At 47.0% G+C, this 12,413-nt stretch carries 12 protein-coding genes; 2 read left to right on the top strand and 10 right to left on the bottom strand.

The window, feature by feature from the left end; all coding sequences use genetic code 11:
• Nucleotides 1-18: 18 nt before the first annotated feature.
• From rplB to rpsJ, 5 genes are read right to left on the bottom strand one after another with little or no spacing between them, the layout of a single operon-like run.
• The gene (rplB, locus tag HF864_RS05895) at nt 19-867 is read right to left on the bottom strand and encodes a 50S ribosomal protein L2 (RefSeq protein ID WP_033934652.1); all 849 of its coding nucleotides are present in this window, start codon (nt 865-867) and stop codon (nt 19-21) included.
• A 23-nt stretch (nt 868-890) separates the two neighbouring features.
• Nucleotides 891-1,184, bottom strand: a complete 294-nt coding sequence (gene rplW / locus HF864_RS05890; RefSeq protein ID WP_006500620.1) for a 50S ribosomal protein L23 — start codon at nt 1,182-1,184, stop codon at nt 891-893.
• Complete coding sequence (rplD, locus tag HF864_RS05885; RefSeq protein ID WP_033934653.1) at nt 1,184-1,807, bottom strand: 50S ribosomal protein L4; 624 nt, start codon at nt 1,805-1,807, stop codon at nt 1,184-1,186. The genes rplW and rplD overlap by 1 nt, the downstream gene beginning before the upstream one ends.
• A gap of 22 nt (nt 1,808-1,829) precedes the next feature.
• Nucleotides 1,830-2,489 (bottom strand): 50S ribosomal protein L3, encoded by a 660-nt coding sequence (gene rplC, locus HF864_RS05880; protein ID WP_006500623.1) that lies wholly within the window; start codon nt 2,487-2,489, stop codon nt 1,830-1,832.
• 39 nt (nt 2,490-2,528) lie between these two features.
• The gene (gene rpsJ, locus HF864_RS05875; protein WP_033934655.1) at nt 2,529-2,837 is read right to left on the bottom strand and encodes a 30S ribosomal protein S10; all 309 of its coding nucleotides are present in this window, start codon (nt 2,835-2,837) and stop codon (nt 2,529-2,531) included.
• Nucleotides 2,838-2,878: 41 nt separating this feature from the next.
• Between rpsJ and HF864_RS05870 the strand changes: the two genes are divergently transcribed.
• Complete coding sequence (locus HF864_RS05870; protein WP_169462111.1) at nt 2,879-3,268, top strand: hypothetical protein; 390 nt, start codon at nt 2,879-2,881, stop codon at nt 3,266-3,268.
• 119 nt (nt 3,269-3,387) lie between these two features.
• Here HF864_RS05870 and fusA read toward each other — a convergent pair whose 3' ends face one another.
• From fusA to rpsL, 3 genes are all read right to left on the bottom strand, one after another.
• Nucleotides 3,388-5,472, bottom strand: a complete 2,085-nt coding sequence (gene fusA / locus HF864_RS05865; protein ID WP_033934656.1) for an elongation factor G — start codon at nt 5,470-5,472, stop codon at nt 3,388-3,390.
• A 137-nt stretch (nt 5,473-5,609) separates the two neighbouring features.
• Complete coding sequence (gene rpsG / locus HF864_RS05860; RefSeq protein ID WP_006500626.1) at nt 5,610-6,080, bottom strand: 30S ribosomal protein S7; 471 nt, start codon at nt 6,078-6,080, stop codon at nt 5,610-5,612.
• A 19-nt stretch (nt 6,081-6,099) separates the two neighbouring features.
• Nucleotides 6,100-6,513, bottom strand: a complete 414-nt coding sequence (gene rpsL, locus HF864_RS05855; protein ID WP_006500627.1) for a 30S ribosomal protein S12 — start codon at nt 6,511-6,513, stop codon at nt 6,100-6,102.
• 265 nt (nt 6,514-6,778) lie between these two features.
• Between rpsL and HF864_RS05850 the strand changes: the two genes are divergently transcribed.
• Nucleotides 6,779-7,462 carry an A24 family peptidase gene (locus HF864_RS05850; protein WP_169462110.1) on the top strand — a complete coding sequence of 228 codons (684 nt, stop codon included), beginning with the start codon at nt 6,779-6,781 and terminating at the stop codon, nt 7,460-7,462.
• A gap of 24 nt (nt 7,463-7,486) precedes the next feature.
• Here HF864_RS05850 and HF864_RS05845 read toward each other — a convergent pair whose 3' ends face one another.
• Both HF864_RS05845 and rpoC read right to left on the bottom strand, forming a co-directional pair.
• Nucleotides 7,487-8,653, bottom strand: coding sequence for an ABC transporter permease (locus tag HF864_RS05845; protein ID WP_169462109.1), 1,167 nt, complete (start codon nt 8,651-8,653; stop codon nt 7,487-7,489).
• Nucleotides 8,654-8,752: 99 nt separating this feature from the next.
• A complete protein-coding gene (rpoC, locus tag HF864_RS05840) occupies nt 8,753-12,391 on the bottom strand; it encodes a DNA-directed RNA polymerase subunit beta' (RefSeq protein WP_169462108.1) in 3,639 nt (1,212 codons plus the stop codon).
• Nucleotides 12,392-12,413 lie beyond the last annotated feature (22 nt).

Genomic DNA, 12,413 nt, shown 5'->3' with positions numbered 1-12,413 from the left:
TTAGCTATTTATTACTCATTAACGAGTGTGTGGACCACGCTTGCGACCGCGAACGATGAACTTGTTCGAACGAGCCTTGTGTGAGCGAGTCTTCTTACCAACAGTCTTCTTACCCCATGGAGACAGAGGAGATGGCAAACCAACTGGAGCCTTACCTTCACCACCACCATGTGGGTGATCGTTAGGGTTCATAACAGAACCACGAACGTGTGGACGTTGACCTGCGTAACGAGTACGACCAGCCTTACCTTTGATGATCAGGGCGTGTTCGTCGTTGCCGACAACACCGATCGTAGCACGGCAAGCAGCCAGGATCATACGAACTTCACCAGAAGCCAGACGAACCAGAACGTACTTGTCACTTTCCTTACCAAGCAGTTGTGCGGAAGCACCTGCAGAACGGGCGATTTGACCACCCTTGCCTGGCTTCAGTTCGATGTTGTGAATAACAGTACCAACTGGAATGTTCTTCAATGGCAGTGCGTTACCAACCTTGATGTCGGCATCTGGACCAGATTGAACTTGCATACCAACCTTCAAGCCCTTAGGAGCCAGGATGTATGACTTAACACCATCTGCATAAACCAGCAGAGCGATGTTAGCAGTACGGTTTGGATCGTATTCGATAGCCTTAACGGTTGCAGGAACGTTGTCCTTGATCCGCTTGAAGTCGATGATCCGGTATTGACGCTTCGTACCGCCACCACGGTGACGAACAGTCATATGACCGTAGTTGTTACGACCAGCGGTGTGCTTTAATGGTGCCAGCAAAGACTTTTCCGGGGTCGTCTTCGTAATTTCAGCGAAGTCGAATCCGGTCATATTACGGCGACCATTAGTGGTACCCTTGTATTTGCGAATTCCCACTGTGTTTTCCTCCTATCTAGAATTTATTCGTTGTCGTCACCGAACAGCTTGATTTCTTTAGAATCAGCTGACAGAGTAACGATGGCCTTGCGACGGCGCTTAGTGTAGCCAACGTAACGGCCTTGACGCTTCTTCTTGCCCTTCAGGTTCATGATGTTAACCTTAACGACCTTAACGTCAAAAATTTCTTCTACGGCGTTCTTAACTTGCGTCTTAGTAGCGCGCAAGTCAACGTCAAACGTGTAGCGCTTTTCGTCCATCACTGCAGTTGATGCTTCAGTGATAACTGGGCGCAAAATGATATCGCGTGCTTCCATTATGCGAGCACCTCCTCTACTTGAGAAAGGGCTGACTTCGTGATGACAATCTTTTGACTGTCAACGACGTTCAGAATGTTAACGCCGGCTGGAGTTACGACCGTGGTGTTAACCAGGTTGCGACCAGACAGAGCAGCGTTCTTGTCTTCGTCAGAAACAACGACCAGGACTTTTTCAGAAACCTTCAGGTTGTTCATAACGCCGGCAAATTCCTTCGTCTTTGGTGCGTCGAAGTTGATGGATTCAACTACGACAAATTTTTCATCAGCAACCTTTTGGGACAGAGCTGACTTGATAGCCAGTTGACGAACCTTGCGTGGCAGGTTGAAGTTGTAGGAACGTGGAGTAGGTCCGAAGACGATACCACCACCACGGAATTGTGGTGCACGGATGGAGCCTTGACGAGCACGACCCGTACCCTTTTGACGCCATGGCTTCTTACCACCACCGCGAACTGCGGAACGGTTCTTAACGGCGTGAGTACCTTGACGCATGGATGCGCGTTGACGCAGGATAGCTTCGTATTCAGCATTTTCGTTTGGTTCAATACCAAAGATGTCTGCGTTCAATTCGATGGTGCCGTTTTGGCTACCGTCTTGCTTAAATAATGCAACGCTTGTCATTTACTTTCTTCCTCCCTTCTGATTAGTTGTGTTGCTTGCTCAGGCTCTTCTTGGTGTTGGCCTTCACAGAGTTCTTAATCGTAACGTAGGACTTGTTAGCGCCTGGAACGTTACCCTTGATCAGCAGTACGTTGTTTTCAAGGTCAACCTTAACAACCTTCAGGTGTTGCATAGTAACCGTGTTGCCACCCATGCGGCCTGGCAATGCCTTACCCTTGAAGACGTGGTTGATGATGGCACCCAACGAACCTGGACGACGGTGGTAACGAGAACCGTGAGCCATAGGGCCACGACGTTGGCCGTCCTTGTGAATGTTACCTTGGTAACCATGACCCTTAGTGATACCCGTTACATCAACAGTTTCGCCTTCCGCGAAAATGTCTGCCTTAACTTCGTCACCGACTTTAATGTCGTCCCCCAGTTCAGCGTCGCGGATTTCACCGATGAAGCGCTTAGGGGTCGTGTTTGCTTTTGCTGCATGACCTTGTTCGGGCTTGTTGCTTAAGATTTCGCGCTTGTCGTCAAAACCAAGTTGAACGGCACTGTAGCCATCGTTTTCAACGGTCTTAACTTGCATAACAACGTTTGGCGTTACGTCGATTACCGTAACTGGAACCAATTCACCGTTGTCAGCGAAAACTTGCGTCATCCCGACCTTCTTGCCTAAGATTCCTTTGGTCATGAGTACACCTCCAATTTATTTGTTTTTATTTTTGTTTAATTACAGTTTAATTTCAATGTCAACGCCACTTGGCAGATCAAGCTTCATCAGAGAGTCAACCGTCTTAGGGGTTGGGTCGATGATGTCGATCAGACGCTTGTGCGTACGCATTTCGAATTGTTCCCGAGACTTCTTGAACTTGTGTGGTGAACGAATCACCGTGTACAGAGTCCGTTCAGTTGGCAACGGAATTGGGCCTGAAACCTGAGCACCGGTCCGCTTAGCGGTGTTAACGATCTTGTCTGCAGATTCGTCAAGTACGCGGTGTTCGTAAGCCTTTAAACGAATGCGAATCTTTTGTTTTGCCATTTTATTCCCTCCTTCGTCAGATTTAAAATTTGACTAGCTCCGTGGAAATTACCGCCACGCCCTATGGCAAAGCGGCCGGGTGTGTCGCAACCTTCCACATCACAGCTTTTACTGATTGGCTGAACCCCGGGGCCTTAAAAATCCCCGTTTCTAAGCTCAAGCACTTATCCATAATACTAAAGAATTGCCGTCGTATCAAGGTTTTTTTTGAATTATTTCTTGATGATTCAATTTGTAACATTCCTGAAAAATCTTTTGACACAAATGCGGCGCAAAAAACTCAGTCGAAATGTTTTAATTTATCGACAGCCAGTGAACGACTGAATGGCAACAGTCTGCCGAGTATTATCCCACGTCTTTTTAAGCTTGTCGAGTCTTTTTCGAAAAAATCTCAATTTTTTCTGGCGTTACTCTCTCAATCGCCAAAATAATTCTAATTCATGACAAGACGATTACCTTTGACTATTACATAATAGAAGAAAAAATCTTTAAATCGTAAAAAAGCCCATCTGCTTAAAGCAGATGAGCTTTTAGGCTTTGAATAGGTTAACTATTCCTTACCGTTCTTCTTGATGATGTCTTCTTGCACGCTCTTTGGAACTGCAGAGTAGTGGTCGAACGTCATCGTGAAGGTACCACGACCTTGCGTTGCGGAACGCAGAGCCGTTGCGTAACCAAACATTTCTGACAGCGGAACGAAGGAGTGGATTTCTTGTGCATTGCCACGTTCTTCCATACCATCGATCGTACCACGACGAGCAGTTACTTGACCCATAACGTCACCCATGTTGTCTTGAGGAACAACAATGTCAACCTTCATGATTGGTTCAAGAATAACTGGGTTGGCCTTCTTAGCAGCGTTCTTAAGAGCCAGAGAAGCGGCAACCTTAAATGCGGCTTCAGAAGAGTCGACTTCGTGGTAGCTACCATCGTAGAGCTTAGCCTTCAAGTCAACCAGTGGGTAACCGGCCAGAACACCATTTTGCATAGCTTCTTTCAGACCTTGTTCAACGGCTGGAATGTATTCACGAGGAACGACACCACCGACAATGGCATCTTCGAATTCGAAGCCGGCACCTTCTTCAAGTGGCGTAAATTCGATCCAAACGTCACCGTATTGACCCTTACCACCGGATTGACGAACGAACTTACCTTGTGCAGAGGCAGCCGTCGTAAATGCTTCACGGTAGGAAACTTGTGGCTTACCAACAGTAACTTCGGCGTGGAATTCACGACGCAGACGTTCAACGATGATGTCCAGGTGCAATTCACCCATCCCAGCAATCAGCGTTTCACCAGTTTCAGGGTTGGTTTCAGCCTTGAAGGTTGGGTCTTCTTCAGCCAGCTTTTGCAGACCCTTGTCCATCTTGTCTTGGTCAGCCTTGGACTTAGGTTCAACAGAAACCTGGATAACTGGTTCTGGGAAGTCCATGGATTCAAGTTGCAGTGGGTGATCTGGATCAGTCAGTGAGTCACCGGTAGTGGTGTTCTTCAGACCGATAGCAGCTGCGATATCACCTGAGAACACTTCAGGAATTTCGTGTTGTTGGTTGGAGTGCATTTGCAGCAGACGACCAACACGTTCACGCTTGCCCTTGGTTGCGTTCAGAACGTAGGAACCGGATTGCAGAGAACCAGTGTAAACACGCAGGAACGTCAGACGACCAACAAATGGGTCAGTAGCGATCTTAAATGCCAAAGCGGCAAATGGCTTGTCGTCACCGGCAGTCAGTTCAACCTTTTCACCATTTTCATCAGTAGCTTCGAATGGCTTAACATCCAGTGGAGATGGCAGGTAGTCGATAACAGCGTCCAGCATCATTTGGATACCCTTATCCTTGTAGGCAGAACCTGCCAGAACCGGGAACAGTTCTTCAGACAGCGTAGCCTTACGGATAGCAGCCTTGATTTCTTCAACAGAAAGTTCTTCACCACCAAGGTACTTTTCCATGATGTTGTCATCAACGTCAGCCAGCGTTTCCAGCAGAGCATCATGACGAGATTCTGCTTCATCCTTCAGGTCAGCAGGAATTTCAACCGTATCCCAGTTCTTACCTTCAGCATCTTCATCGTAAACGTAAGCAACCATCTTAACCAGGTCGATAACACCGATGAAGTCGTCTTCCGCACCAATTGGCATTTGGATTGGCAGTGGCGTAACGTTCAGACGGTCCTTGATCGTTTGAACAGAGTAGTCAAAGTCAGCACCCATCTTGTCCATCTTGTTGGCAAAGACGATTCGTGGAACATCAAAGTCGTCAGCTTGACGCCAAACGGTTTCAGTTTGTGGTTCGACACCGGCTTGGGCATCCAGAACCGTTACGGCACCATCAAGGACACGCAGCGAACGTTCAACTTCGACAGTGAAGTCAACGTGACCTGGGGTGTCGATGATGTTGATCCGGTAGTCTTTCCAAACGGCCGTAGTGGCAGCGGACGTGATCGTAATACCACGTTCCTTTTCTTCATCCATCCAGTCCATTTGGGAAGCACCATCATGGGTTTCACCAATTTTGTGAATCTTACCAGTGTAGTAAAGAATCCGTTCAGTGGCCGTGGTCTTACCAGCATCGATGTGGGCCATGATCCCAATGTTACGGGTCTTTTCAAGAGGGTATTCACGTTTGTTAGCCATCTTAAAAGTTTTCTCCTTCCAAATAAAAGAATCGAGTTTAAATTAATTTTAGAAAAAGGGGTGACGTTCGATTAAATATCTGCGTCACCCCTCACATCATAGCTGACAGCTAAACAGCTATCAACAGTTGATGAAGCTTACCACCGGTAGTGAGCGAAAGCACGGTTGGCTTCAGCCATGCGGTGAGTATCTTCCTTCTTCTTGATTGAAGCACCAGTGTTATTGGATGCATCAATGATTTCGCCTGCCAGACGTTCAACCATGGTGTGTTCACCACGAAGACGAGCGTATTGAACAATCCAACGCAGACCCAGCGTTACTCGACGTTCTGGACGAACTTCGATTGGAACTTGGTAGTTAGAACCACCGATACGGCGTGCCTTAACTTCCAGAACTGGTTCAACGTTGTCCATAGCTTGTTGGAAAACTTCTACTGGATCGTTGCCAGTTTGTTCCTTGATACGGTCAAAAGCAGCGTACAGAATCTTAGTAGCAGTACCCCGCTTACCGTCGATCATCAGGTGGTTGATCAGACTAGTAACCAGCTTTGAGTTGTAAATTGGATCTGGCAATACTTCTGGCTTTACAACATGTCCTTTACGTGGCATTGATTTACCCCTCCTTTAATTATTTCTTAGGCTTCTTGGCACCGTACTTGGAACGACCTTGCATACGGCCTTCCACACCGGCAGTATCAAGAGTACCACGGATGATGTGGTAACGAACCCCAGGAAGGTCCTTTACACGACCACCACGGATCAAAACAACTGAGTGTTCTTGAAGGTTGTGGCCAACACCTGGAATGTAGGCAGTAACTTCGATCAGGTTGGACAGACGAACACGAGCGTACTTCCGCAAAGCAGAGTTAGGCTTCTTAGGCGTCATCGTACCGACACGAGTTGCAACCCCACGCTTTTGTGGAGATGGTGCAGCGATTTCTTCCTTCTTGAAACTGTTGTAAACGTAACCCAGAGCAGGTGACTTTGACTTGCCCTTGTGGCTCTTACGGCCCTTACGTACCAATTGGTTAATGGTTGGCATGTAGTTATACCCCTTTCTTGTTTTAAGTCCACACATCCAGGTGATTCTTTTTTGGCTATAAAAAAATTCCCAGATGATATTCTTTTATGTGCCTTCGCCGACGCATGTCATCTGCCCCAACGACAGACACAATCCGTTGCTAAAAAAAGCACCTTAAATACCCTATCATGCATCCCTCAAAATGTCAACGAGCATCAGATTTTTCTTTTTTAATATCTAATAGGAATTTTCGCATATAGCTATATTGAAGGAGGAAAATCACAAGATGCTTATTTTAAGAATCCTTGCTGCCATCTGGGGAGCCTGCCTGGCTTCTTTTATTACAGCAATCAGCTGGCGTATGCTCAACAATGTTTCCTTATTCAGTCCCAAGCGATCCTACTGTGAAAGCTGCCATCGCATTCTTTGCTGGTGGCAACTGCTGCCGGTAATCGGCTGGCTGCTCCAAAAAGGACGCTGTCATTTTTGTCACTCTCCTATCAATTGCTATTCTGCTGTCAGCGAACTGGTTAATGGATGGCTTTGGTATACCATGTTTATCTTTAATCCGCTAAAAATTGCCGCCTTATTGGTCTTATCAATCTCTTTGCTAATCTGTTCAGCCACTGATTATTTTAATAAATGGATCCAACCAATCTGGCTGCTTGGTTTATTTGGTCTGTTCTTACTTTTGAATCAAAAATGGCAATGGCTGCGTTTAGTGGCAGCCATTGCCATCATGATAGGTTTATTAATGTTGAGCTACTTAACCGGCAACGGAATTGGAATTGGTGACATTGAGTTTATCGCCATGCTGCAGTTGACAACTTCATTATATTTTGTTGCGACAACGATTTTGATTGCTGCCGGCCTAGGAATCATCAAGCTGCAAAATCAAAATGAGTCACTACCCTTTGTCCCTTATCTAAGTCTTGGTATTGTCGCGGCCTTAACGCTTAACCTGATATAGTCAATTAAACACGGCATCCTGACACTATTGCTCATCTTCACTTTTGATGATCTGAACTGGAAAAATCTGATCACCGATACGAGCAAGATACTCCAAATTTTGAAACAATAAAAGCAGCCATGAAAACGACAGACCAAATTCCAGCAGCTCAAATGCGGTCAGTGAAAGATAGTCGGTCAATTTGAAGATCAGCCAATCAAGTGCCATGATCGCGCCAATAATATAAGAAATCTTCAAAAACTGTTGAGATAATTTTGGCATTAGCCATTTCAATAAAACAATGATCAAAATCATGATGTAAACAAGCCACATTGAGATTCGATCATGCAAAACGTGATACTGCGGATTATTGGGAAAGCAGCCGATTCCACCCAAACACGCGGCTTCAGCATATAAAAGCAATCGCAAAATACTGACTCCTCGATCTGGATATTTTTTCTGTAGGTTAAAAAACAAATAATCAACCAGCGTTGCCATCAAAAGTGCTGAGAAAATCAAGGTAATGTTGAATCGCCAATAAGTAGCGTTTTGATGCGTCCCGAGATAGCTAAAGTTGTAATGCCACCAATCACGATTTGAATTGGTCAGCATCGAAAGCAGCATGCCGCCAATAATCATGATCATCATTGAGTTGGTAATGATAGACTCAGATATCGTCATCGCTAAATTGATCATCACATAGGTTATTGCAGCTACAATCAAAAAGATAAACAGTGTTGACGTATAGACATCAAACTTGGCGCCAGCAAACATTTTCCCCGCCAACCAAAAAACGATCATAACCGAAAACGCCAAAATAGTGCCAAACGCAATCAGCAACGTCGGCAAGCTGCGCCAATGCAACCCCATTGCTGGGCCGCTATGATGTCTTTTTTGTATTACAAACATCACGGCAAAAGCAACCAGACCACTAAACGTTCCCAGATAAAGTGATGCAAAACCGATTGACCAGTTACCGGTCAACGGAATCAGCCAATGATGATTGATCCAGTTAAGGTAGAAAAACGCAACGGCAGCAATCGCAGCTGGAATCAGATACCAGCGCATCATAATCTGCGGCAGTAACTCAAAGGTACGGTTCGGCCGGATTGTCAGCGACTTGTTATCAACCATTAGCAGCAGTGAGGCATCCTTATCCAGTTCCAACTGTTCTACTGCTTTAGTGGGCAAATCAATTCGATATTTTTTCATAGTTAGAATCCCAAAAACAACAATGAGGCCTAGTATCTGGACTAAACCAAATACCAGGCCCCACCTGTTATCAGCTAAATTATCGAAAAAGCATTCAGACTAGTTTTGCTTCTTCATTTCGGCTTCAATATCGCGAGTTGACTTCATTGGTGACTCGGCAGCTACGGCAACTTCTTTTGGCTTGATGTTGCGGTAGTTGCTCATACCAGTGCCGGCTGGAATCAACTTCCCGATAATAACGTTTTCTTTCAGACCAACCAGTGGATCGTTCTTGCCACGAATAGCAGCATCCGTCAAGACACGAGTCGTTTCCTGGAATGATGCGGCTGACAGGAAACTGTTTGTCTCCAGGGCAGCCTTAGTGATCCCCAGGATAACTGGACGTGACGTAGCTGGAATGTTACCAGTAATCAGCGTTTCACGGTTGGCATCGCGGAATTGGCTGATGTCCATCAATTCGCCTGGCAGCAGATCAGTGTCACCAGGATCCATGACGCGAACCTTACGCATCATTTGACGAATCATGATTTCAACGTGCTTGTCCAACAGATCGATACCCTGCATCCGGTAAACCTTCTGAACTTCAGCCAGCAGGTAGGTTTCCGTAGACAGAACGTCACGCACGCGAATCAATTCCTTAGGATCGATGGAACCTTCATTCAACTGCATGCCACGGTGAATGTAGTCGCCTTCTTCAACCTTAAGCCGTGCCGTAATTGGCAGCGTGTAAGTCCGCGTATCATTTTCACCAGCAATGGTAATGTCCTTGGTCCGTTCGGCTGGGTTTTCTTCGATTGATTGAACCTCGCCGGTAACCTCAGAGATTGTTGCCTTACCTTTAGGGTTCCGGGCTTCAACGATTTCCTGCACACGAGGAAGACCTTGCGTGATATCGTCATTGCCGGCAACACCACCAGTGTGGAAGTTCCGCAGCGTCAATTGAGTACCTGGTTCACCGATTGACTGAGCGGCAACCGTACCAACAGCTTCACCGGCTTCAACCTTGTCACCAGTAGCAGCGTTACGGCCGTAGCAGCGTTCGCAGACACCGTGTTCAGTGTTGCAAGTAAAGGCAGAGCGGATCGTAACCTTCTTAACGCCGGCATCAACGATCTTTTGAGCCATTTCTTCGTCAACCAGCACGTTCTTGTCGCAGATCTTTTCGCCAGTTTCTGGATCAAAAACGGACTTCATCGTGTAGCGACCAAGAATCCGGTCGTAAAGTGGTTCGATCATTTCATTGCCTTCAGTGATGGCAGCAACTTCCAGACCACGATCAGTGCCACAATCTTTTTCACGAACAACAACGTCTTGAGCAACGTCAACCAGACGACGGGTCAAGTAACCTGAGTTGGCCGTCTTAAGGGCCGTATCAGTCATACCCTTACGAGCACCGTGTGAAGAAAGGAACATTTCCAGAACTGACAGACCCTCACGGAAGTTTGAAAGGACAGGCAGTTCCATGATCTTACCGTTAGGAGCAGCCATCAGACCACGCATACCGGCCAGCTGAGTAAAGTTGGAAATGTTACCACGAGCACCCGAGTCAGACATCATGTTGATTGGGTTGTGGATATCCATGTGTTCAATCAGCTTGTTTTGAACCTCGTCTTTGGCGTCATTCCAGATGCCGATAACCCGATCGTAGCGCTCATCATCAGTGATCAGACCACGACGGAACTGCTTGGTAACCAGTGCCACTTGCTTGTGGGCATTGGCAATGATTTCAGGCTTTTCCTTTAAGTCGGTGATGTCGGCAATCCCCACGGTAACACCAGAGATCGTTGATTCGTAGTAACCCAGGTCCTTGATGCGGTCAAGGAACTGTGACGTGATCGTAACCTTGTACTTCTTGTAGACCTCAGCGATGATGTCTGACAAGAAGCCCTTCTTGAATGGTGGTACCAATGGTGCATTTTCCAAGTAAGCATGAATATCTTCACCCTTGTCCAGGAAGTACTTGTCAGGCACCCCATTCAGCAGGTTGTCATTGGTTGGCTCATTGATGTAGTAGTAGTCTTCCGGCATGATGCCGTTGAAGATCAGCTTACCGACACTGGTAACCATGATCTGGCTGCGCTGCTTGTCAGTAAATGGCTTCTTTGGCATTGAGGAGACCTGAACCCCAACCCGCGTTTGCAGAGCAACAAAACCATCCTTGTAGGCCATGTAGGCTTCGTTGGCATCCTTAAAGATCATGCCTTCACCTTCACGAGCCTTGTCTTCGGTGGTCATGTAGTAGTTACCGATAACCATGTCTTGTGAAGGGGCCACGATTGGTTCACCGTCACGAGGCGACAGAATATGGTGGGCTGCCAGCATCAGCAGACGAGCCTCAGCTTGGGCCTCATCAGACAATGGTACGTGGATAGCCATTTGGTCACCGTCAAAGTCGGCGTTGTAGGCCGCACATACCAATGGGTGCAGACGCATAGCCTTACCAGATACCAGCACTGGTTCAAAAGCTTGAATCCCCAGACGGTGCAAGGTAGGTGCTCGGTTAAGCAGTACCGGGTGTTCAGTAATAACGTCTTCCAGCACATCAAAGACCTTGTTGTCGCGCTTGTCAATCAAACGCTTAGCGGCCTTAACGTTGGTAGCCAAACCACGCTTGGTTAATTCATGCATGATGAATGGCTTAAACAGTTCCATTGCCATTGGAACCGGCAGCCCCATTTGATTCATCTTCAAGTTAGGACCAACATCGATAACCGAACGACCAGAGTAGTCAACACGCTTACCCAACAGGTTCTGACGGAAACGACCTTGCTTACCTTTCAGCAGGTGTGACAGCGACTTCAGTGGACGGTTACCAGGACCGGCAACTGGACGACCACGACGACCGTTATCAATCAAGGCATCAACGGCTTCCTGCAGCATTCGCTTTTCATTTTGAACGATGATGCCAGGCGCATTCAGTTCCAACAGCCGCTTCAAACGGTTGTTACGGTTGATAACCCGACGATACAGATCGTTCAAATCAGAAGTTGCGAAACGACCACCTTCCAGTTGTACCATTGGTCGCAGATCAGGCGGCATAACTGGAATAACGTCCATAACCATCCATTCTGGCTTGTTGCCAGACTTTAAGAAAGCTTCCAAAATGTCCAGACGGCGAACGGCGCGCGTCCGCTTTTGTCCAGTTGCTTCTTTCAAGACGGCTTTTAATTCAGTAGCTTCCTTTTCCAGGTCAACGTCAGCCAACAGTTTTTGAATGGCTTCCGCACCCATTTCAGCAGTGAAGCGGTCACCGTATTCTTCTTTCTTTTCACGGTATTCCGCTTCAGAAAGCAGCTGCTTCTTTTCCAGTGGCGTGTCACCGGCATCCAAAACAACGTAGGAAGCAAAGTAAATGACTTCTTCTAGGGCACGTGGGCTCATGTCCAAGACCAGGCCCATTCGACTAGGAATACCCTTGAAGTACCAGATGTGAGAAACTGGGGCGGCCAGTTCAATGTGCCCCATCCGTTCGCGACGTACCTTGGAGCTGGTTACCTCAACCCCACAGCGGTCACAAACGCGGCCCTTGAAGCGAATGCGCTTGTATTTGCCACAGGCACATTCATAATCCTTGGTTGGACCAAAGATTCGTTCGTCAAACAGACCGTCTTTTTCCGGCTTCAGCGTCCGGTAGTTGATCGTTTCAGGTTTTTTAACTTCCCCGTACGACCAGCTGCGGATCTTTTGTGGTGATGCCAGACCGATCTGCATGCTTTCAAATTTATTGACGTCAATCAAAGGATGATCCTCCTTATTTCAA

Origin of the sequence: Lactobacillus sp. MRS-253-APC-2B (assembly GCF_012843675.1) — a bacterium.
GTDB classification, from domain to species: Bacteria; Bacillota; Bacilli; order Lactobacillales; family Lactobacillaceae; genus Limosilactobacillus; species Limosilactobacillus pulli.
The sequence above is the reverse complement of the archived record's forward strand: the minus strand, read 5'-3'. Positions and strand labels throughout refer to the sequence as shown.